This is a genomic window from Antarcticibacterium flavum, from assembly GCF_006159205.1.
GTDB lineage: Bacteria > Bacteroidota > Bacteroidia > Flavobacteriales > Flavobacteriaceae > Gillisia > Gillisia flava.
The window spans coordinates 844,900-866,193 of the sequence record NZ_CP040812.1; the positions used below are offsets into that span (position 1 = coordinate 844,900).

The 21,294-nt window shown below is 38.9% G+C and carries 20 protein-coding genes; 12 read left to right on the forward strand and 8 right to left on the reverse strand.

Annotated elements, in window-relative coordinates; genetic code table 11:
* Position 1: 1 nt before the first annotated feature.
* The 3 genes from FHG64_RS03630 (at position 2) to FHG64_RS03640 (ending at position 2,682) form a co-directional block, all read left to right on the forward strand.
* Positions 2 to 766 (forward strand): ABC transporter ATP-binding protein, encoded by a 765-nt coding sequence (locus FHG64_RS03630; RefSeq protein ID WP_139065136.1) that lies wholly within the window; start codon positions 2 to 4, stop codon positions 764 to 766.
* A gap of 10 nt (positions 767 to 776) precedes the next feature.
* Positions 777 to 1,769 (forward strand): MlaD family protein, encoded by a 993-nt coding sequence (locus tag FHG64_RS03635; protein WP_139065137.1) that lies wholly within the window; start codon positions 777 to 779, stop codon positions 1,767 to 1,769.
* A gap of 82 nt (positions 1,770 to 1,851) precedes the next feature.
* Entirely contained in the window at positions 1,852 to 2,682 is an 831-nt protein-coding gene (locus tag FHG64_RS03640; RefSeq protein WP_139065139.1) for a universal stress protein, read from the forward strand.
* 45 nt (positions 2,683 to 2,727) lie between these two features.
* Here the strand turns inward: FHG64_RS03640 and FHG64_RS03645 are convergent, their stop codons facing one another.
* The gene (locus FHG64_RS03645) at positions 2,728 to 2,994 is read right to left on the reverse strand and encodes a zinc ribbon domain-containing protein (RefSeq protein WP_139065141.1); all 267 of its coding nucleotides are present in this window, start codon (positions 2,992 to 2,994) and stop codon (positions 2,728 to 2,730) included.
* Positions 2,991 to 3,398, reverse strand: a complete 408-nt coding sequence (locus FHG64_RS03650; protein WP_139065142.1) for a hypothetical protein — start codon at positions 3,396 to 3,398, stop codon at positions 2,991 to 2,993. Before FHG64_RS03650 ends, FHG64_RS03645 begins: the two co-directional genes overlap by 4 nt.
* A 226-nt stretch (positions 3,399 to 3,624) precedes the next feature.
* Here FHG64_RS03650 and FHG64_RS03655 point away from each other — a divergent pair, with 226 nt between their 5' ends.
* From FHG64_RS03655 to FHG64_RS03685, 7 genes are all read left to right on the forward strand, one after another.
* The gene (locus tag FHG64_RS03655; protein ID WP_139065143.1) at positions 3,625 to 4,479 is read left to right on the forward strand and encodes a universal stress protein; all 855 of its coding nucleotides are present in this window, start codon (positions 3,625 to 3,627) and stop codon (positions 4,477 to 4,479) included.
* A 29-nt stretch (positions 4,480 to 4,508) separates the two neighbouring features.
* Entirely contained in the window at positions 4,509 to 5,360 is an 852-nt protein-coding gene (locus FHG64_RS03660; RefSeq protein WP_139065145.1) for a universal stress protein, read from the forward strand.
* Between the two features lie 4 nt (positions 5,361 to 5,364).
* The gene (locus FHG64_RS03665; protein WP_139065147.1) at positions 5,365 to 6,219 is read left to right on the forward strand and encodes a universal stress protein; all 855 of its coding nucleotides are present in this window, start codon (positions 5,365 to 5,367) and stop codon (positions 6,217 to 6,219) included.
* Positions 6,220 to 6,261: 42 nt separating this feature from the next.
* Positions 6,262 to 7,116, forward strand: a complete 855-nt coding sequence (locus FHG64_RS03670; protein ID WP_139065149.1) for a universal stress protein — start codon at positions 6,262 to 6,264, stop codon at positions 7,114 to 7,116.
* A 36-nt stretch (positions 7,117 to 7,152) separates the two neighbouring features.
* The gene (locus FHG64_RS03675) at positions 7,153 to 8,013 is read left to right on the forward strand and encodes a restriction endonuclease (RefSeq protein ID WP_139065150.1); all 861 of its coding nucleotides are present in this window, start codon (positions 7,153 to 7,155) and stop codon (positions 8,011 to 8,013) included.
* Positions 8,010 to 9,407, forward strand: a complete 1,398-nt coding sequence (locus FHG64_RS03680; protein WP_139065151.1) for an MBL fold metallo-hydrolase RNA specificity domain-containing protein — start codon at positions 8,010 to 8,012, stop codon at positions 9,405 to 9,407. Before FHG64_RS03675 ends, FHG64_RS03680 begins: the two co-directional genes overlap by 4 nt.
* A 195-nt stretch (positions 9,408 to 9,602) precedes the next feature.
* A complete protein-coding gene (locus tag FHG64_RS03685) occupies positions 9,603 to 9,791 on the forward strand; it encodes a hypothetical protein (protein WP_139065152.1) in 189 nt (62 codons plus the stop codon).
* 268 nt (positions 9,792 to 10,059) lie between these two features.
* On the opposite strand, the gene serA is transcribed toward FHG64_RS03685, so the two are convergent.
* On the reverse strand, positions 10,060 to 11,952 hold the full coding sequence (serA, locus tag FHG64_RS03690) for a phosphoglycerate dehydrogenase (protein WP_139065153.1): 1,893 nt from the start codon (positions 11,950 to 11,952) through the stop codon (positions 10,060 to 10,062).
* 270 nt (positions 11,953 to 12,222) lie between these two features.
* Positions 12,223 to 12,765 (reverse strand): azurin, encoded by a 543-nt coding sequence (gene azu / locus FHG64_RS03695; protein WP_139065154.1) that lies wholly within the window; start codon positions 12,763 to 12,765, stop codon positions 12,223 to 12,225.
* Positions 12,766 to 12,929: 164 nt separating this feature from the next.
* On the opposite strand from azu, the gene FHG64_RS03700 reads away from it, so the two are divergent.
* Complete coding sequence (locus tag FHG64_RS03700) at positions 12,930 to 13,505, forward strand: pseudouridine synthase (protein ID WP_139065155.1); 576 nt, start codon at positions 12,930 to 12,932, stop codon at positions 13,503 to 13,505.
* A 135-nt stretch (positions 13,506 to 13,640) separates the two neighbouring features.
* Positions 13,641 to 15,989 carry an ATP-binding protein gene (locus FHG64_RS03705; protein WP_139065156.1) on the forward strand — a complete coding sequence of 783 codons (2,349 nt, stop codon included), beginning with the start codon at positions 13,641 to 13,643 and terminating at the stop codon, positions 15,987 to 15,989.
* A 35-nt stretch (positions 15,990 to 16,024) separates the two neighbouring features.
* On the opposite strand, the gene FHG64_RS03710 is transcribed toward FHG64_RS03705, so the two are convergent.
* The 4 genes from FHG64_RS03710 to FHG64_RS03725 form a co-directional block, all read right to left on the reverse strand.
* On the reverse strand, positions 16,025 to 17,542 hold the full coding sequence (locus FHG64_RS03710; RefSeq protein ID WP_139065157.1) for an N-acyl-D-amino-acid deacylase family protein: 1,518 nt from the start codon (positions 17,540 to 17,542) through the stop codon (positions 16,025 to 16,027).
* Between the two features lie 457 nt (positions 17,543 to 17,999).
* Positions 18,000 to 19,712 (reverse strand): gamma-glutamyltransferase, encoded by a 1,713-nt coding sequence (gene ggt / locus FHG64_RS03715; RefSeq protein WP_139065158.1) that lies wholly within the window; start codon positions 19,710 to 19,712, stop codon positions 18,000 to 18,002.
* Positions 19,713 to 20,176: 464 nt separating this feature from the next.
* A complete protein-coding gene (locus tag FHG64_RS03720; protein ID WP_139065159.1) occupies positions 20,177 to 20,740 on the reverse strand; it encodes a biliverdin-producing heme oxygenase in 564 nt (187 codons plus the stop codon).
* Positions 20,730 to 21,287 (reverse strand): response regulator, encoded by a 558-nt coding sequence (locus tag FHG64_RS03725; RefSeq protein ID WP_139065160.1) that lies wholly within the window; start codon positions 21,285 to 21,287, stop codon positions 20,730 to 20,732. Before FHG64_RS03725 ends, FHG64_RS03720 begins: the two co-directional genes overlap by 11 nt.
* Positions 21,288 to 21,294 lie beyond the last annotated feature (7 nt).

Sequence of the window (21,294 nt, forward strand, 5' to 3'; positions counted from 1 at the left end):
CATGGAAAAGGAGAAAAAAAATAAGAGACAAAGTGATAAGGAACCGGTTTTAAGGATAAAGGACCTGCATAAAGGATTTGGAGACTTAAAAATATTAAATGGCTTTAACCTTGAGCTATATGAGGGTGAAAACCTTGTGATCATGGGGAAATCTGGATCAGGGAAATCTGTAATGATAAAATGTTTGGTAGGTCTTATGGCTCCAGATAAGGGAAGCGTGGAGGTACTGGGTAAGGATATCAATTCCTTAGAACGCCCTGAAATGGATCATCTAAGAGCAAATATTGGTTTTCTTTTTCAGGGAAGTGCATTATATGATTCCATGACTGTAAGGGAAAATCTTGAATTCCCTTTAAGGCATCATACCCGTTCCCTTAAAGAAAAGGATGTGGAGGCCCTGGTAATTGAGGCTTTAAAAAATGTTGGCCTGGAACATACCCTTGAAAACAGGCCGGCTGAACTTTCTGGCGGGATGCAAAGAAGAATAGCCCTGGCAAGAGCACTCATTCTTAAGCCAAAAATTATATTATATGATGAGCCAACGACAGGGCTTGATCCCATAACCGCAAAGGAGATCATTCACCTCATGATGGAGATCCAGACAAAGTACCAAACTTCTTCCTTAATTATTACCCATGACGTTGATTGTGCCAGAGTAATAAGCAACAGGATGATCCTGCTACTGGAAGGTATTAACTATGCTGAAGGAACCTTCCAAGAACTTTCAACAATGGAGGATACAAAAGTTAAAGCATTTTTCAAATAAAGATAAAGCCATGAAAAAATCTGCCAAACAAAATATCAATCTTGGGATCTTTGTAATTTTCTCCCTGCTTATTTTCACCCTCGCTGTATATTATATTGGCAGCAGGCAAAGCCTCTTTGGAAATACCGCCAGAGTATCCTCTGTATTTAAGGATGTAAATGGATTACAGCAAGGCAATAATGTACGTTTTGCAGGGGTAAATATTGGAACTGTAAGAGCTATCAATATTATAAATGATACTGCTATTTGTGTTGATATGGTAGTTAACGAGGAATCCCTTTACCTCATCAAAAAGAATTCCCTTGCCACAATAAATTCTGATGGACTAGTGGGAAGTATGATAGTGAATATTATTCCAGGCGAAGGTAATGGTATGGAGAGCATAAGAGCTGGAGACACTATAGCATCAATAAGTAAGATTGCCACGGCTGATATGCTTACAACTCTGAATACGACCAATGAAAATGCCGCCTTGCTAACTGCAGACCTTTTAAAGATCACAAATGCCATAAATGCAGGGGAAGGGGTATTGGGAAAATTGCTAAAGGATGACCAAATGGCCGCAAACATGCAAGAAAGTTTTAAAAACCTTCAAGCCTCCACCCAAAACGCCAATTTAACGATAGCAAGGTTAAATAACATTTTGGGAGAGATTGATCTTAAGCATGGGGTTGCCGGAGTTCTGCTTAATGATACTGTCACAGCGGGCAGGGTTGTGAATATGGTGAACAATCTGGAAAACACTTCGAAAACCATAGACTCACTTACCGGCGGGCTTAATTCCTATTCTGAAAAGCTCGTGAATGGTAAGGGAACTCTCAATTTTATAGCGACAGACACGACCTTTGTAAAAAGCCTGGAGGCGACGGTTGAAAATGCAGAACAAGCAGCAGGAAAACTGAATGAAAATATGGAAGCCCTTAAGCATAACTTCCTGTTTAGAGGATATTTCAGAAAATTGGAAAAACTGAAGCAGCGCGAACTTAAAAATGCCGCAAATTAATGTCATAAAGGCTGGTAACCTGATCTTTATCATTTCTTATCCCCTGATAAAGGAATACTTTTAAGAAACCTAAACCACGGTCATGAAAAAGATCATATATGCTACAGATTTTTCAGAAAACTCTGTAGCAGCCCTGAGATATGCATATCAGTTTGGTAAAATTCTAAATGCAGATGTGATTGTATTACACGTGTTTGATCCAGATGATCTAAGCCCGGTACGAACTGCTGCAGAAAAACGACAGGTGCTTGACCACCATACCAGCAGGCTCCAGAAATTTTGCAGTCTTAACCTTCAACAAAATTTTGAAGAACTTAATCTCTCTCTTGCAGTGATCAAAGGGGAGAATATTTCCAGGGAGATCCTGCGGTATACAATTGATATGGATGTGCTAATGATCGTTTTAGGAACTTGTGGATCTGGTACTGTAAAAGAATTCTTTTTAGGAAGTACAACAACCAATTTGATCTCAACCTCCCCTATTCCAATCCTGGCCGTTCCCGGTAATTTTGAATTTCGGGACATAAAAGAAATAATGTACACAACAGATTTTGAGGAGGAAGATGTGTATCACCTTTGTGAACTCATAAAGCTCATGACCGCCGTAAAATACAAAATACACATAGTTCACGTTTCTATAAACCAGAACGGCGATGCAGAAGATCTTATGGAATGGTTTAAGGAGTTGTTATTTGAAAAAACAGATTTTGATAAATTTGAATTCCACATTCTTTTTTCCGAAGACGTTATAAACGGCCTTAATGAGTTCCTGGAAGATATGGGTGCAGACCTCATTGTAATGATGGAACGCAAAACTAAACTGGCAGTAAAATCTGTCTTGCACAGGGATGTGGTAAAAAGAATGGAATCATCTACACGTATTCCCCTGCTTAGCTTTAAAGAACAATGGTAATAAAATGGTATAGACTATGGCTTCCTGCTATTGTTTTTGCGGGGTTTAGATATTACTCATTTGCCATCTTTTAAGGTCTGGTAATTTCCTAATGATCTCATTGGCTTCTTCCAGGGAGATCTCGTTATGAACCTCTGCCATCTCCATTAATCTCACTTCCAGTTGATGCAGGGTTAGGGAGTGATCTGTAAATTCCCCATCTACATAACAGGCCCTGCAATAATCTTCATTCAAGCTCCCATTACGATTTGTCCCCCTGTTTTCATTTCCAAGGGGAGCGGCACAACACTGGCAAATAGGATATTTTGTCATTGCAAAAGTGCTTTAAGCTTTGATAGCATTATTACCTCTGCCTTATTTTTACCCGCAAAAGAAGCCGCAATAGTATCGGCTGTTTTCCATATCAACTTATCAATATCTGGATCAAAGAAATTTTGGTGATCCCTGCGGTATTCTTTGAAATCGTTGAAAGCCTCCTCTGCATCTGGTTGATTCTCATCAAGCCAGTCAAATATGATCTCAATTTGGTAAGCGGTGTCTGTTCCAAATTCATCATTGATCTCATCTATCTTAAGCCATTCCTTCTCTACAATTTCCTTTAAGGCAGCTACTTCCTCTGCCCTCACAACCTTATCTGCAGCAGCAATGGCATAAAATAATTTACCTAAATTTTGATAGAAGGTTTCGGCAGTTTGAAGGTTTACAGAATTTTTCATGTTTCTGGATTATATTTTCTGGTTCTAATGTATGGAAATTGGTCTTTTAAATTTATGACAATTATCAGATTAAAAGAAGAGGCCCGGCCAATTATTTTTTAGAAAAACAATCCATATAATTTTGGTTTACAGTTAAATAAAGCGAAAGCCGTTATAAATAAACTGATAATAATCATAAAATAACCTGCAAAAATCAATTAACTTTATTCAGCAAATTATAAGGATCATGAGAAAGATTGTTATTCCGGTAGATTTTTCAGAAAATGCATTAAATGCAATCAAGTACGCTGTTGAATTATTCAAATATGAACAATGTGAAATTTTTCTTCTACACACTTATGCAGAAGAGATCTACAAGTTGGAAGAGGAAAAGCAGAGTGATGACCTGGAGAACTTAAAAAAGGAAACCCACTCTACGGCTGTGGACAAATTGGAGGACCTGGAAGAAAAGATCAAAGAGTTCTCACCCAATCCAAAACACAGGGTTAAATCTATTGCCTCTTATGGATTATTGATAGATGAGGTGAATGATTTAGTAAACCAGGAAAATGCAGACCTTGTAGTTATGGGAACCAGGGGGAGAAGCAATGACCGCTCTCTCACCTTTGGAAGCAACACATTGCAGGTAGTAAAATATATACAATGCCCGGTTCTTAGCATTCCTGAGAATTTTAAATTCAATGGTCTTTTAAATTTGCTTTTTCCTACAGATTTCATGATACCCTACAAGAGAAGGGAATTAAAACTGGTTGCAGAGACTGCAAAATCCTACTGCGCTTCTGTTCATATGCTATATATTTCAAAATTCCCGCTGGAATCGATGAGGCAAAGAGATAATCAGTCATTTTTTAAAGAGCAGCTCAGGGACGCACAAACCCTCTATCACAGGGTCGAGGAGGAAGACAGGATTACAGCTATTCTTAAAGAGATCGATGCTTTAAAAATAGATATGTTGGTTATGGTAAATTCCCGCTATACCTATCTGGAAAGCATTTTATATGAGTCTACCATTAATAAAATAAGCCTTAATCCCAGGATACCATTCCTGGTATTGCAGAACTACCATAGGGAATCCTATTGAAATCAATAATAACAGGTAAATCCAATCTCATGAAAAAAATTCTACTGCCAACAGATTTTTCTGAAAACGCATATAATGCAATAAGATATGCCGTGCAATTATTTCAAAAAGAAGAATGTACCTTTTACCTTTTGAATACCTATACCCCTGTTTTATATGATTCTGAATACATTCTTTATAGCCCATCCAATTTAAGCCTGGACGAGATCTATCAAAAGAACTCCCAAAAAGGACTGGAAAAAGTTGAAAAAAAAGTCAAAAAGGAATTCTCCAACCCAAACCATCACTTCGAAAGAATATCAGCCTTTAGCCTTCTGAATGAGGAGATAAAAGAACAGGTAAGGCAAAAGAATATAGACCTGGTGGTTATGGGTACACAAGGGGCAACAGGAGCAGAGCAAATTCTCTTTGGCACCCACACTGTTCACGCAATAAAAAGAGTGAAATGTCCTTTACTGGCAATTCCATCAGGCTTTGCCTACAAGTCTCCCCAAAATATTCTTTTCCCAACAGATTTTGATGTGAATTACACAAAGCACCATCTGGAAGTCCTATTAGACCTGGCCTCAAAGCACCAGGCTAAGGTTCTGGTCTTACATATAAGTTTTGGTTTTGAACTGGGACCAAAGCAATTAAAATCAAAAGAACTGCTTGCAGATTATCTTGAAGGGACCAAACACAATTTTAACAGCATTGAGAAAGATACAGTGACAAGCGGGATTTATCATTTTCAAAAGGAAAATGATGTAGATATGCTGGTGATGATAAGCAATAAGCATTCATTCTTTGAGAACCTCCTGTTCAGGCCTGTCATTAATGAAATAGGATTTCAGTTGAAAACACCTTTCCTTGTAATCCCCTCAGGAAAATATAATACTTAGGATTATGAAAACCATTCTATTACCTACAGATTTTTCCCTGAACTCGCATAATGCAATTTCCTATGCTTTAAATTTCTATAAAGATGAGGAATGCCGGTTTATTCTTCTCAATTCCTATAAGGTTAATGGCTATATGCAAAATAGCAGGTTCATTCCCATACCCGGAGAATCTGAAAGAGATAAGGTAAGACAGGAATCCCGGGAAAAGATCCATCAATTACTTAAAGAAATTGAACAAAGGTATCCTAATCCCAAGCATAGCTTTTCTACCGTCACTAAAAATCAACAACTCGTTGCTGCAATTGCTGAAGAAATAAATAAACAACCTATAGCAGTAGTGATAATTGGTACGCAGGGTAATACCGCGGCTCATGATGTATCCTATGGCAGTAATACAATTTCTATTATGGAAGAGATCCATAATTGTCCCATTTTGGCAATCCCCTCCCACGTAAGGTTTTCAAAAATCAAGGAAGTTGTTCTCGCCAGCGGCTTCAAGGTGCCCCCACTTGAAGAAGAGTATATATTTATCAAAGAACTATTAAATAAAACCGGAGCGGCCATAAGGGTGCTTCATGTGATGGAAAATGGTTTGAGTAAATCCCAACAGGAGAATAAAGAGGATCTTAAAACAATTCTTAAGGAGGTGCCGCATTCCTTTCATAGCCTGGCACATGTGAGTGTTGCTATAGGTATTTATTGTTTTACTGAAAGCAGAGGCAGTGATATGGTAGCTTTTGTGAACAAACGCCATAGTTTTTTTCAGAATGTACTTTTTAATCCGCTGTATAAGAATTTGGGAAATTACTCTCAGATACCGGTCCTGATCATGCAAACCCGTGAAGTCTTTAAGAATTAAAATACAATAAAAAACGCCTGTCACAATTAAAATATTAAGATCATGGAGAAACATATTCTTATTCCAACAGATTTTTCACGGAATGCCTGGAATGCCTTAACGTATGCGATAGATCTTTATAAGGAAGCACAGGTCACCTTTTATTTTCTTAACGCCTACCAGTTATTTCATTTTACAACCGATAGTGTGATCGAGCCGGAGCCTGGAGAAAAAGCTTACGAAGAGGCCAAACAGGTATCTGAACTTGGCCTGGAGCGCCTGGTTGAGGGGCTGCAATCCAGGACCGGAAACTCACGAGTCAAGATCAAAACATTCTCATTGTATAATACAGTCATAGGGGCTGTAAAGGAGGTGTTGAAAAAAAATGATATTGATCTTATTATAATGGGTACCAAAGGAGAAAATAATCCTGTAAACGCAATCTATGGAAGTAACGCTGTAAACGTAATGGAAAAAGTACTGGAATGTCCTGTACTGGTGGTACCAGATAAAGATTCTCAAAAAGATACACCAGTTAATGAAATTGTCTTTGCCACAAATTTTAAATATTACTATAAACGCAAAGAACTCGCCATCCTGGCAGACCTCGCAAAGAATCATAAAGCTCCAATACGTGTACTGCATATCAAGGAAAATGAGGAAATAACCACAGACCAGAAGACAAATAAAGCTGTACTGGAGGATTATTTTGAGGATCTTGTTTGCACCTTCCACACCCTTACCAGGGTCAAAGTCGCGAAAGGTATCCACAGTTTTATTGAAAGCAGGAATAGTAGTATGCTAGCTCTCTTTAGCAGGAAACATGGTCTTTTCACTCATCTATTTGCAAGATCCCTCGTGAGTGAAATTGGTTTTCACCCACAGGTGCCGGTACTGGTACTTAGGGAACATAAATAAAGCTCGCCTTTGAGTATTAAATCCAAGTTTAAAAAAATGGACAAAAAAGATTTCTATATTATAAAAGCATCTGGAGAAAGAGATCTTTTTTCAATGGAGAAGGTTGCGTCATCCTTACGTAAAGCAGGAACAGACGAGGAGTTGATCCCTTCTATTCTTTCCAGGGTTGAAGAGCAACTCCATGAGGGTATGACAACCAAAGAAGTTTATCGGCTGGCTTTTTCACTTTTAAAAAACAAGAACAGGTTATCTGCTTCCAGGTACAAATTGAAAAAAGCAATCTTTGAATTAGGACCCACGGGGTTTCCTTTTGAAAAATTTATAGCCGCTATTTTTAGAAACAGCGGATATAAGGTAAAAACAGGAGAAGTATTCAAAGGAAAATGTGTTTCACATGAAGTTGATGTGGTTGCAGAAGGAAAACGGGAAACTCTTTTAATGGAATGTAAATTTCATGGCGAACCGGGACGCAATTGTGATGTAAAGGTTCCATTGTATATTAATTCCAGGTACCAGGATATTACAGCTTTACAACAGGAGCAGGACCTGGAGCAGGTAACTACTTCACAGGCCTTGGTAGTGACTAATACCCGTTTCACAAAGGATGCAGCTGCGTACGCTACATGTGTTGGTTTAAAAATGCTAAGCTGGGATTATCCCCCGGGTAAGGGTATTAAAGATCGCATCGATCAACTTGGCCTTTTTCCTGTTACTGTTTCCACTTTGCTAACAGCAAGGGAGAAACAATTTCTTTTAAGTCGGGACCTGGTGTTATGCCGTGATTTAATAGATGACAAGCTTTACCTTGATCAACTGGAAATTGGCCAGGCAAGAAAACAACGGATATTAAAGGAGATGGAATCATTATGTAAGGAGAAAATCGCCCCCACTTCATGAAAACACAACAGGTTAAGATCCATTTTTTAGGTGCGGCAGGAACTGTCACAGGATCAAAATTTCTTCTTGAGACCGGCGCAGGCAATATATTAATTGACTGCGGAATGTTCCAGGGATTAAAAGAACTTCGATTACTTAACTGGAAACCATTTCCTTTCCCGCCAAAGGAAATTGACCTAATAGTGCTCACTCATGGCCATCTTGATCATACAGGATTTCTGCCCAGGCTTAGCAGAGAAGGTTATAAAGGAAAAATCACTGGTACAGCCCCAACCCTTGCCATTGCGAAAGTCATCCTTCAGGATAGTGCACAAATCCAGGAGGAAGAAGCAAAACAGGCAAATGAAGATGATACAGGAACACATCATCCTTCCCTGCCCCTATATACCGTAAGGGATGCTGAGGCTACAATAAAAAATTTCCAGCCAGTTGAGCCAGGTCAATGGCATATCTTCAATGAATCTATAAAATACAGGTTCCAGACGAATGGCCATATTATAGGATCTTCCTTTATAGAACTGGAAATTTTTGGAAAGATATTCTTATTCTCCGGCGATGTTGGAAGAGAGAATGACACCCTCCTGGAACCTCCCAAAAAACCTGAGTGGGCAGACTACTTATTTTTGGAAAGCACATATGGTAATAGGCTACACCCTCCTGAGGAGACAGATTCTATTCTTATAAAAACCATACAGGAAATACTCGAGAAAAAAGGAAATTTAATTATCCCCAGCTTTGCCGTAGAAAGAATGCAAACACTCATGGTAAGGCTATGGAAACTTTACAAAGCAGGAAAAATTCCGCCCATTCCTGTTTTTGTTGACAGTCCTATGGGGAATAATGTACTGGCAGTCTTTCAGAATTTCTCCTCATGGCATAAACTGTCACTACAGGAATTCATTGAGATGCAAAAACACTTCAGGATAATTACCTCCTATAAAGATACATGGAATACTATTGATGACCCCAGGTCCAAAGTGGTCATTGCAGGAAGTGGGATGGTTACCGGTGGGAGGATCTTAACTTATTTAAGGTATCTCATAGAAGATGATAAAAATATTATAATGCTGGCTGGGTTCCAGGCAGAAGGTACCAGAGGACGGCAACTCCTCGAAGGTGCCCACGAAATAAAGATCTTTGGAAAATTTTGTGCAGTTAAGGCAAAGATTCTCCATATCCAAAACCTCTCTGCACACGCCGACCAGGGCGAATTGCTGGAGTGGATATCTCAATTGAAGAATATTCCAGAACAGGTATTTCTTATTCACGGGGAAGAAACCGCCAGGGATGCCCTGAGGGTCAAGATCAAGGACCTCTATAAATGGAAAGTGCAGCTTCCAGCATTAAATGAGGTGGTTACAATCCAGCTGACTACAAGTGAGCAGGAGAATTAAGAAGATCATTACAACACTCATAATATACCAACTAAATTCCCAATAAAAACCGGCTGTAGCACATAATAATTGTTGTATTTGTTCAAATCCTGATATTGCTCATAATTTTTTCCGCTTATTCTTCTCAAATTTGTAGTGTTCTCTTCAAACGCATAGAGAGATAGAAAAATGGTTTAATGCAAAAAATTGGAAATTATGAGAGCTAAAGTAATTTTACAGGAATTTAATTTGGAAGACGGTTTAAGGTGTATTGTTCAAAAACTGTCGGAAATAAGTGGTTTAAGAAATATACGAATCAATCAAAATGAAGGAAGTATTTCCTTTGAATATTTAACAGATGACGCTGCGTTAAAGGTTATGGAAAGCGTACAGCAAAAGTGTTGAATTCTAAACTAATATTCTTATTATCCGATACAGATTGTAGATCGTTTTCGCTGCTGAAAGCAAGAACATAGATCCTAAGTTTAGGCCCTAATCATATAAGTTTTGCCTGAAAAATGCCTTAATTTCTGTTATGGAAATGAAGCCTTTTAAAATAATCCAGACCCAAAACCACAAACTGAAAAGGTGTTGGCCTATATTTTTATATAGAGAAATTTCACCTGTTCATATCCTGCAGCCATAAGTATACTGCTCCAGATGTTTCCATTTCCTAATAAAGTACTCTAAACCTTATAGTCCCTTTTAATTTTTTAAGGTCACTTATCACAGCTTTATCATATTCCTTATCAATATCTGTTATCACATAACCTATGGTTTCATTGGTTTTAAGATATTGTCCAACAATATTGATATCGTGATTGGCAAGGATTCGGTTAATTTCAGCCAGCACCCCGGGTGTGTTACGGTGAATATGGATAAGCCTGTGTGCATCCTTTAAAACCGGAAGCTGCAGGTTTGGAAAATTCACACTGTTGGTAGTGCTTCCGGTATTAATATACTCCATAATCTTGCCCGGTACAAAATTGCCAATATTCTCCTGTGCCTCCTGGGTACTCCCCCCTATATGAGGGGTAAGGATCACATTTGGCAATCCTATAAGTTCTGAGGTGAACTCTTCATTATTTGTTTTAGGTTCTTGTGGAAAAACATCAATCCCGGCTCCAATTACCTTCCCTGATTCGATATTTCGTTTAAGCGCAGGTATATCTACCACATGGCCACGGCTAAGGTTTAAAAATATAACCCCATCTTTCATCTGGCTGAATTTTTCCTCATTGATGAGATCTTTATTCTCGCGCCTTCCATCAACGTGAAGGCTTATAATATCTACCTTATTAAGCAGCTCTTTTAGGGAATTACATTTAGTTACATTCCCCAAAGGCAACTTTTCCTCTACATCATAATAATAGACATCAAAACCAATAGACTCTGCCACTACAGAAAGTTGCGCCCCTATATTTCCATATCCTACTATCCCCAATTTTTTACCCCTGGTCTCGAAACTGTTACTGGCAGATTTATCCCACTTTCCCTGGTGCATTAAGGCCATTTTATCTGGGATATTGCGCATAAGCAAAATAATTTCTCCTATAGCCATTTCTACTACAGAGCGGGTATTGCTATAAGGCGCATTAAAAACTGCCACCCCTTTTTCCAGGCATTCCTGCAAATCAATTTGATTGGTTCCTATACAAAATGCCCCCACTGCAATGAGACGATTGGCATTATCAAGTACCTTTTTAGTGAGCTGTGTTTTGGATCTTATCCCCAATACAGAGACATCCTTGATTTGCTCGGCAAGTTCGTCCTCATCCATGGCACCGGTATGTATATTTACCTGGTAACCTTCCTCCTTCATTTTCTTTACAGCATCGGGGTGCACATTTTCAAGAAGTAACACATTGATCCTGTTCTTTGGGTATGATATAGCTTTGTTCATTTTGTGTAGGAATAAAAATTCATCGAGACTGGGAGTAATATGGTCTGCCTTGGCAAGTACTTTTTCCCTCTCCACATTTTCAGTAAAAGCATAAAATTTATTTGCAAGGCCAGAGGCTTTGATCTCATAATCTGTATATCCATCCCCTATCACATATACGTCCCCCTGGAGTTTGAGTTCTTTAAGTTTTTCAACCTTACCGTTATTTGAGGAAAGTACGTTTGAAGCATCAAAACCTGTAATCTTACCTTCTTCATTGAATTCAAAGCTATTGGCAAAAACATTCTCTCCCCTCACACCGTATTCCTCTACAATTGGAACAATAAATTCCCTGAACCCATTGGATACAATATAAATATTTTCACTGTGCTCCCTAAAGAATTCACGGTTGCGAACAAATGAAATAGATACTTTTTCTTTTAGACTTTCTATAAGAGGTTCGAGATGATGCTTTCTGGCTTCCAGAAGTGCAAGCCGTTTCTCCAATGATTCCCTAAAGGAGATCTCCCCTTTCATTCCCAGATCTGTAAGGTCTTCGATCTCCTTTAACTTTCTCTTTTTCTCAACATCGTTTTGAAGGGAGATCTCCCCTAGCACATCCAGTGCTTCCACTTTTGTGAAAGTGCTGTCAAAATCTATTACAAAATGTCTTTTAACTTCCATAGGTCAAGCTCTCAATAAGCCTTAAAACTAAGATTTTTAAAAACGTCAAAGGCATACTTTCAGGAAAAATTGAGACAGGTGAATTAAAAAATTTCACCTCTTATGAAATCCTGAATAATCGGGGTTTATATTATGATTAATTCAATTTTGGAGCAGCAGCAGTGATTTTTTTTCATTCATTTTTGTTGCCAAAAATAATCTCTAATCCAACTGAAATAAAAAATGCCTGTTCCGCGATTGGAACAGGCATTGGTAGTAGATCTAATTCTATTATTCCACGATGAATTTACCCTGCATAATTGCATAATGCCCCGGGAAGCTACAAATATAATCATAGGTACCTGCTTCAGGCGCCTCAAATTCGATAGTGGTAGTTTCTCCCCCTCCAAGCATTTTGGTATGTGCAATTACATTGCTTTTGTCTTCAGGGATATAATCATTGTCTGGGAACTTTACAGCAGCCTGTCCAAATTCATTAATATTAGTACCCTGGGTTAGCAGCACGAAGTTGTGCCCCATAACATTTTTTGCCATTTGGCCGGTGTGCCTAAAGGTAAGCCGTACGGTTTGTCCTGCTTTAACACGTATTTCCTTTTTATCGAACTGCATTTGGTCGTTCCCGCCAAGGGTGACCTCTGCTACATCTCCCTCTGTAGTAGTTGCTTCCTGGGATCTGGTGGAGGATGTAGTAGAAGATTCTGTTCTATTTTGGTTACCAATGGTTACCTTCTCTTCTTCTTCTTCCTTTTTTTCACCACAGCTTATTAATACAGTGGCAGCTAATAAAAAGAGTATTTTACTAATTGTGTTCATAGTTTAAACAATTTTGGTTTATGAATAAAAACTTTTAATTATTGAATTAAATGCTCTATCAAAGATAATTCAATTTATAGGATTAACCTTATTTTTACCGCTCAAACCCTTTAATTTTTGGGTTCTTCCAGGGAGTTCCAAATTTTATTAATGCTCAAGCTTTTATGGCCTATCAACACTTTAAGATCTTTAAACCTTATGGTTATTTAAGCCAGTTTACCAATAATCAAAACACCAGGAGAAACAAGAAACTTTTAGGCGAACTTCACGATTTCCCCCCTGGAACAATGGCCATAGGTAGGCTTGATGAAACTTCTGAAGGCCTTTTACTTCTCACAACTAACGGAATAATAAGTGAACAGGTAAGAAGTAAAAAAGTTGAAAAGGAGTATTACGTGCAGGTGGATGGCCTTATAACAGCCAAGGCAGTAAAGAAACTTCAAAGCGGCATTGAAATAAGCATAAACGGTAGGAACTATACAACTTTGCCATGTAAGGTTGGAGTTTTACCCTATCCCCCTTCCTTCCCTGAAAGAGGTAAAAAAATTAGAGATGAAAGGCATGGTCCTACTTCGTGGATTAGTATCACTCTTGTCGAGGGAAAATACAGGCAGGTGAGAAAAATGACTGCTGCTGTAGGTTTTCCTACCCTACGGCTGGTAAGGGTTCGAATAGGGGAAGAAACCCTGGAGAAGCTTTTACCCGGGGAGATGAAAAACGTTAAAAATTTCCTGCTTTAGGATTCAACCAGATGAAAGTTTAAGATTTATTAACAATTTTTAATTATAAATTAACTTTTTTAAATTTTTTTAGCTAAATTAATTGAGAAATTCCCCCACCCTATATTTCGCTAATTTTCCTAATTACCAGTCCCATTGAAACAAAAATTACATCAAAAACAGGTAGAGCAACAGGTTAATAAAGGCAAGGGCGTCGAAGAAGTGCTCCTCGTCATTGACCTGGAAAATAATCGTATATCCTATGTGAGTGAAATCGTAGAGGAACTCCTTGGGGTAAAGGCAGAGAAAGTACTAACACCTCCCAATCTTTTTTTAAGTGAGCTAATTCACCCTGCAGATAAACAAAAATATTTGGATCATCTTGAAATCTTATATAAGGAACCTAATACGGAAAAGGAGATTGTGGTAAGGATAAAATCCAGGGAAGATTCCTGGATGAAGTTTTGTTTCAGGGACAGGCAATATCTCTGGAGCCCAAATAATGAGACAAAAGCACTTTTATCACGAATAAAATATGTGCACCCTGACTTGAATTCTCAAAAAACAGCATCCACTATTTGTAAAGAGGTGGAGCAATTAAACGCGCCCTCTTATCATTATCAGTATTTAGTCGACTCCATAGATGAAGCCTACTGCATAATTGAACTTATCTTTAATAAGAAGGGAGAACCAGTAGATTATCTATTCCTGGAAACAAATTCAGCCTTTGAATATCATGTGAACCTCAAGAATGTGGAGGGTAAAACAATTCGTGAATTAATACCGCAGCATGACAGCCATTGGTTTGAGGTTTATGGGGAAATAGCTTTAACAGGTAAATCCCGGCGGTTCCAGGAGCAGGCAAAAGAACTTGATGATGTGTGGTATGATTGCTATGCATTTCGTATCGGTGGGGAAAAGAGCCGCCAAATTGCAGTACTTTTTAAAAATGTGACAGAGCGTAAGCTTGCAGAAGAAAATTTAATCAATACTAAGAAAGAGCTTGAGGAAAAGGCCCAACAACGCCAGTTAGAACTTGAACAAAATGCCAGGCTATTGGAGGCTGTTTTTGATACAACTAACCTGGCTATTGCTGTTTATAAACCAATTTATGACCAGGATGGTAAAATTGCAGATTTTGAGTTTCTTAGGGTTAATAAGGTCCTCCAGGAATTATATTTAAAAGATGATCGTCATCTTCCCGGGAAAACGTACCTGGAAACTACCACGCACGGCGTAAAACTGGGAATTTTTGATCATTTTAAGGAAGTCATGTCCACGGGAGTGGTGATGGATAAGGAAATATATTACGGTAAGGATGGGTATAACAACTGGTTTAGGATCACTGCGAGAAAGCAGGGGGAGTTGCTAATCACCTCAATTGAAGACGTTACCCAAAGAAAACGGCAAACCCAAAGAATGGAGGAAGCCGTCAAATTCAATAAACAGCTGGTACAAACCTCACCAGATACTATATTCATAATAAATCTTGATAAATATATTGTGAGATATATAAACCAGGATATGTTGCCTAATGTGGGGATGACAAAGGAAAGGATTGAAGGAATGTCCCTGCCAGATGTATTAGCATATCTTCATCCCCGGGACAGGGAAAAACTGGTAGACTTCCACAAAAAAATATTAAAATCTGGCGATGATGAAATTCACGATGCAGAGTTTAGAGTGAAAACCTCGGGTAGTAATTGGGAATGGTTTAATGCCCGTGGTAAGATCTTTAGCAGAAAAGAGGCTGATTGGGTCGAAGAATATGTGCTGCTGGTAAGAAATATCACAGAACAAAAAAACACCCAACTGGCTCTTATTAATGCTGAAAAACTTTCTATACAGGGGGAAGTGGCGCGAACCTTTGCCCATGAACTGCGAAACCCCCTGGCGAGTATTAGAATGGCAACAGATGTTATAAAACATAAGCTGGAAAGATCCCAGCAGGAGGAAATGAATAATTATCTTGATATTCTTTCAAGAAGCACAAACGTTCTTAACGATCTTGTATCAAATCTTTTAAACGCTTCAAATTATACTGCCTTAAAGTTGGAAAAAACAGATCTTGCCCTTTGTGTTGAGCATTCTCTCGAACAAGCTGCAGACAGGATCTACCTTACAGGGATCAATGTTATTAAAAACTATGATGACGGGCCTTATTATATATTGGCCGATAAAGAAAAACTGAAAATTGCACTGCTTAATATTATAGTAAATGCCAGTGAAGCAACCACACCCCAGGAGGGAGTCATTGAGCTGAAAATAGAAAAACATAAAACAGATTTCCTTCTTAGCATAAAAGATAACGGTCATGGATTGGAGCAGGACCAAATAGATCGCCTTTTTGATGCATTTTATACCAACAAAAGTACAGGGACAGGAATTGGTCTTACCTCGGTTAAAAATATTCTAAAAGAACATGATGCCCAGATAGCAGTAAAAAGTGCACCAAAACAGGGAACAACCTTTGAGATTCTATTTCATAATCTTGAAATAGAGTAGCCCGGGAAGAAATTAGACAAGAAAACCCAAAGGTCTCATCTCGAAAGGACTTTTCCGTTTCGAATTTTTGTAAAATTCCCATTTTCCATAACCAACCTCCCGTTTACAATAATAAATTTCATGCCCTCAGCGAGTTGATGTGGTTTTTCGTAAGTGGCATGTGCCTTAATTTCTTCAGGTTTAAATATTAGAACGTCTGCCTTATATCCTTTTTTTAATAAGCTCCTGTCTTTTAGCTGAAGGATTTGTGCCGGTAAACCTGTCATTTTATATACAGCTTCTTCCAGGTCAAGGATCTTCTCCTGCAGGACATATTTTTGTATAACCTTTGAAAAGCTACCATACCCCCGGGGATGATACATGGTGGGGCTACCATCTGATGATATACAGATTTGGTCATCCAGCAAAAAAGTTGTTTGAAGTTCCTCTTCCATTATAAAATGTGCAGCACCTGCCCCATAAGGACCAATCTCATCTATTAGGACCTGCTCAAAGGGTTTCTTCAGTTGTTGGGAAACATCGGCAAGAGTCTTTCCTTTAAAACTTCCTGACCCCAGTAATATAGCTTCAGGCCCATTCCGTTGGGCGACTTTTTTCCGTAGAAAATCTTCTAACTCCACTCTCCTGCCAGATACTATCTCTGGATAATTATTTGGCTTTTTTGCCCAGGCAGGAAATAAAATAGCAATTCCAGTATGGCTGGCGGTGTATGGATAAAGGTCTCCCGTTACTTTGATGCCGGCATTCCTCGCGCTATCAAGTATTTTGATAATCTCCAGTGCCCGGTTCCTGCCTTTGCCGTATACCACTTTTATATGCGACACGTGAACCGGGGCATACCTGCCTTGTATGAGAAGCTCCTCAAGAGCATTTTCTAATTCCTTATCATCCTCATTACGCATATGGCTCATAATAATACCCTGCTCCTCTCCTACTGTCTTAGCCAATGCATTCAATTCTTCCTGCCGGGAAAAATTCCCGGGAGTATACTCCAGGCCGGTGGACATTCCAAAGGCACCGGCAGAAAAGCCGTTTTTGAGAAGCCGTTGCATCGTATTTAAACCTTCATTGGATGGGATGCTGTCAAAATTAACCCCTGCCAGAGTGCGAAGGGTATTATGACCTACAAACATCGCGATATTTACAGCCGGCTTCTTATCATTTACCTTTTGCATCCAGGAAGAAAGATCTGCCTCTGCGGGGCTGTGGCCATCCTGTCCCAGGGTTATAGTGGTTACCCCCATGGCAAGGAAATTTTTAAATTCAGGCGTTTCTAAAGGGTCTCCATGAGAATGGGAATCTATAAAACCGGGAGTGACTGTGAATCCTGTGGCATCAATTTCCTGCTTCGTTTTATAATGATGAGGTATTTTATCACCTATAGAAATGATCTCTCCATCTTTAATTCCAAGATAGCCGTTATATGCACCTGCTCCCGTCCCATCAATGACCGTGGCGTTTTTAATGAGCAAATCATAATTTTCCACTCCATCTTCCTGCGCATAAGTTTGTAAGGTGAAAAACAAAAAAATAATTACCGTAAGAAATCTCATAAGAATCTATGTTTAGTAAATTATGTATTTCAAATCATTGTTGTCTGGTTCAAGAGTCTAGACCGCTTATGCTGCTAGAATATAGAACCTAGACTAAAATCTATATCTATGGTAAAAAGCGTTTCACCCAATTTTAAAAAGCATAAATTTTCTTAAACTATTTTAGATTCAAAACCACCCCTAGGTTGAGGTTGACATGACCACAGACAATATATAGCAAAGCTAAACGAATTTTCACTTAATATTAATTGGACACCAATGATTCAAAATCTCTGTCTTCCAATAAATTTGTCTGGATTGCTTTCGCTGATCGAACCAGAACTGCATTAATATAAGTTTCTGGCAAATACCAATATTCATTGTCCTGCAAAAGATCAATTTTCTATTTTTTTTTAGATCCACCTCCACCTATGTCGAGATCGATTTGCTGGTTTAAAAAAACAGATTTATTAGCTAACTAAAACCCGATAGCCCTGCCGTCATAGCTGCGGGAATCAGCAGCTCCAAAATAGATCCCGCTTTCCTCCTCAAGAAAAATTCCCATGGCCTGTCCCTGGTTATTGATCCAGCGTATGCTATGCCCCATCTCTTCATAGAGCTTTACAGTATCTGGTGAAAAACCCCAACGTTCAAAGGATGTCCTGTCTGGCAGCCACTGGTGGTGAATACGCGGAGATTCTATCGCTTTTGCAATATCCAGTTCGTGATCCACTACATTAAGAATTACCTGTAATACAGTATTTATTATTGTACGTCCTCCGGGTGAACCTATCACCATTACGGGCTTTCCGTTTCTGGCAACTATAGTGGGGGTCATACTTGATAACATCCTTTTTTCCGGAGCCACCAGGTTAGCTTCTGTTCCAATTAAACCCCGGGAATCTGTATACCCGGGGATTGGATTAAAATCTCCCATCTCATTATTAAGCAGGAACCCTGCTCCCTCAACCACAATACGCGAGCCGTAACTTGCCTCCAGGGTATAAGTCATTGAAACCGCATTGCCATCCCTATCCACTACAGAGATATGAGTAGTTTGAGGGCTTTCGGGTAAAAAATGTGCTGCTGAAAATTGGGAGGAATCACTCACAGATGCGCTCGATTTCTTAATAGAATTCCTTAAACCGGTTGCGTAATCCTTGGATATAAGTTTATCAATTGGCATATTTTCATTAAAATTTGGATCTCCCAGGTGCAGTGCCCTGTCTGCATATGCACGTCGCATTGCCTCGGTGAGGGTATGCAAATATTTGGCAGAGTTATGGCCCATACCCCTTAGATCAAAACCTTCAAGGATATTGAGCATTTCTATAAGCGCAACCCCGCCTGAGCTTGGAGGCGGCATTGAGATAATCTCATAATCCCTGTAGGTACCTGTTATAGGCTTCACCTCTTCTGCCTCATATTTTTCGAGATCTTCCCGAGTTATTAACCCACCATTCGCCTTCATATATTCTTCGATGAGACGGGCGGTTTCCCCTTTATAAAACCCATCTGCACCCCCGTCTCTAATTCTTTTTAAGGTCTCTGCGAGTTCTGGTTGTCTCCAGGTTTCCCCGGGATTATATATTTCCTCTCCTTTCTTTAAAAAAGCCCTGGCCGTAGACGCGTACTCCTCTTTATTATTCTTTACCCACTCCAGGAACCACGTCATATAATATGTGGAGGGAAAACCTCCTTCTGCCAGTTCAATTGCAGGGTTTAGAAGTCCCTCCCAGGGCAATGATCCCATTTTTTGATGAGCTTTATAAAGACCAGCTACTGTACCCGGTACTCCAACAGAAAGAAGTCCTTCATGATTCGAATTATCTTTGATTTTACCCTGTTCATTCAAGAACATTTTGGAATGGGCTGCCAGGGGTGCCTTTTCCCTGAAATTGAAAGCTGTTTGCTCACCGTCACTTCTCTTATATACTATAAAACCCCCACCTCCAATATTACCTGCAGATGGTAGGGTGACTGCCAAAGCAAAGGCAGTCGCAACCGTGGCGTCTATAGCATTTCCTCCCTGTGCCAGAATATCATTTCCCACCTGGGAGGCCAGGTAATGGCTTGTGACCACCATTCCAGAATCTGCCCTCGCAGGGATCCTACCTTGTTGGGCAAAAATGCTGTGGTTTGAAGTATAAATAAAAACCAGAAACGTAAAAAGAACTGAAGTAAATTTCATGGAGACGAGGATTGATGTTGTAGTATGTAAACCTAAATAAAAATTGAAAAGCAAGCAATTATAACGAAAGTAAAGCAACCAAATTAAGGGAAAAATCGGTCTAAAATGAAAAATCGCCCTGAGGCGATTTTTCTGCGAACTAAAACTAACATTAATTAAAACTCCAAATAATTAACCCCGTGAAACAGTACTCGATTTCAAAACGAAACTATTTTATTATTAAAAAGGATATATTGTAACCAATAGCTACCGGTTATTCTTAATAGTCCTGACTATATTTTTAATTAGAACTCAGTAGGGGGAAGTGTAAGAATCGGGTAGGGTTGCGAATTCTTATTAGATTAATATAAAATTAGAGGATCCTGGTGACCTATTATATGGGGGATTACCCCCAAAATTAAAATTTTGTTAAGGGACCAGGGAAAGAAAGAGGTGAAAAGTGAAATTTTCCTTAAGAACAGCCTTTAAACCTGTAAGTCTAATTTCACCTGATTAAATATTTCAGAAAAGAACAGGAAGGTTTCCCTGGCCTTTTGAACAGCCATTTCTTCTTCAGCAGAAGAAAATTTTCTGTTCTTAATATTTTTACAAAATTCCTTCCAACCGTTTATATTTTGCCTGTTACCATTAAAAAATGAATGTTTTTCAATTGCGGCCAGAGATGGGCAATTTGGCAACTCCTTTGCAATTAACATTCCGCCTAAGGCACTACCTTCCACAACATAAGCTGCTCCATAAGCCTCAGCTTCATTTTTTACAGTAAATTTTTCCTTAAAGCCATCAAGGGGTGGTATTATTACATTTAGGAGGATAAGATCTTTCTCCAGTTGAGGGAATTTAACAGCATCATAAGAAGGAAGACGTAAGGCTATTTCCTGCTCTGTAACAGCATAAGCAATATAATTTTGAAGCAATAGCAACTTATATTCCTCCAGGGTTATTTTATTTGAAATGATCAACCCTGCAAGGTTATCCTTTTCTATTTCCTTGTGTAAAACCTCTGTCGCTTCCCGTAGTTTATTTAGCATCGTCATCAAAGTTTAATCCCTCAATATTTTGCCTTATCTTATTGATGTTTTGCTTTTGTTCCTCATTATCCATTTTTATATTATCCAGGTAATTATGGATCTGGTTCACAGCAATTTTATTCCGTCTTATCCGCTCCCTAAGCTCCTCCCGGGAATCCATATTAAATACGATCTTTTTAAGGATTGGACGTAATTTTTCATCCAGGTTATTCATATCTTTTTTAAGTACAAACCCTGAAGCCCCTGCAAGAATTGTATTGGCTGCCATTTCCTCATCTTCAATGGCACCTGTTAAAAATATGAATGGCACAGAGTTATCTGTTGCCTGTGTGATCTCGAGTACCTCAAGGCCGTTACATGTGGGAAGATTATAATCTGAGATCACAACATCTGGCACAAAATTAATGAGCTCCTTTCTGCAATCATCCAGATTACTTACTACCTTAATGTGAGGTGATTCAATAATTTTATTAAGGTGCCTTATGGTGAGCAGCACATCTGTCTCCACATCTTCAACCAGTAATATTCGCAAAGGTAGTGTGATCATACTTCGA

What these genes read in the sequence shown, in the direction of transcription:
- FHG64_RS03630 (WP_139065136.1), top strand. Translation starts at nt 2, where the DNA reads ATGGAAAAGGAGAAAAAAAATAAGAGACAAAGTGATAAGGAACCGGTT.
- FHG64_RS03670 (WP_139065149.1), top strand. Translation starts at nt 6,262, where the DNA reads ATGGAGAAACATATTCTTATTCCAACAGATTTTTCACGGAATGCCTGG.
- FHG64_RS03640 (WP_139065139.1), top strand. Translation starts at nt 1,852, where the DNA reads ATGAAAAAGATCATATATGCTACAGATTTTTCAGAAAACTCTGTAGCA.
- serA (WP_139065153.1), bottom strand. Translation starts at nt 11,952, where the DNA reads ATGGAAGTTAAAAGACATTTTGTAATAGATTTTGACAGCACTTTCACA.
- FHG64_RS03680 (WP_139065151.1), top strand. Translation starts at nt 8,010, where the DNA reads ATGAAAACACAACAGGTTAAGATCCATTTTTTAGGTGCGGCAGGAACT.
- FHG64_RS03710 (WP_139065157.1), bottom strand. Translation starts at nt 17,542, where the DNA reads ATGAGATTTCTTACGGTAATTATTTTTTTGTTTTTCACCTTACAAACT.
- FHG64_RS03700 (WP_139065155.1), top strand. Translation starts at nt 12,930, where the DNA reads ATGGCCTATCAACACTTTAAGATCTTTAAACCTTATGGTTATTTAAGC.
- FHG64_RS03685 (WP_139065152.1), top strand. Translation starts at nt 9,603, where the DNA reads ATGAGAGCTAAAGTAATTTTACAGGAATTTAATTTGGAAGACGGTTTA.
- FHG64_RS03645 (WP_139065141.1), bottom strand. Translation starts at nt 2,994, where the DNA reads ATGACAAAATATCCTATTTGCCAGTGTTGTGCCGCTCCCCTTGGAAAT.
- FHG64_RS03655 (WP_139065143.1), top strand. Translation starts at nt 3,625, where the DNA reads ATGAGAAAGATTGTTATTCCGGTAGATTTTTCAGAAAATGCATTAAAT.
- FHG64_RS03660 (WP_139065145.1), top strand. Translation starts at nt 4,509, where the DNA reads ATGAAAAAAATTCTACTGCCAACAGATTTTTCTGAAAACGCATATAAT.
- FHG64_RS03725 (WP_139065160.1), bottom strand. Translation starts at nt 21,287, where the DNA reads ATGATCACACTACCTTTGCGAATATTACTGGTTGAAGATGTGGAGACA.
- FHG64_RS03675 (WP_139065150.1), top strand. Translation starts at nt 7,153, where the DNA reads ATGGACAAAAAAGATTTCTATATTATAAAAGCATCTGGAGAAAGAGAT.
- ggt (WP_139065158.1), bottom strand. Translation starts at nt 19,712, where the DNA reads ATGAAATTTACTTCAGTTCTTTTTACGTTTCTGGTTTTTATTTATACT.
- FHG64_RS03665 (WP_139065147.1), top strand. Translation starts at nt 5,365, where the DNA reads ATGAAAACCATTCTATTACCTACAGATTTTTCCCTGAACTCGCATAAT.
- FHG64_RS03720 (WP_139065159.1), bottom strand. Translation starts at nt 20,740, where the DNA reads ATGCTAAATAAACTACGGGAAGCGACAGAGGTTTTACACAAGGAAATA.
- FHG64_RS03635 (WP_139065137.1), top strand. Translation starts at nt 777, where the DNA reads ATGAAAAAATCTGCCAAACAAAATATCAATCTTGGGATCTTTGTAATT.
- FHG64_RS03650 (WP_139065142.1), bottom strand. Translation starts at nt 3,398, where the DNA reads ATGAAAAATTCTGTAAACCTTCAAACTGCCGAAACCTTCTATCAAAAT.
- azu (WP_139065154.1), bottom strand. Translation starts at nt 12,765, where the DNA reads ATGAACACAATTAGTAAAATACTCTTTTTATTAGCTGCCACTGTATTA.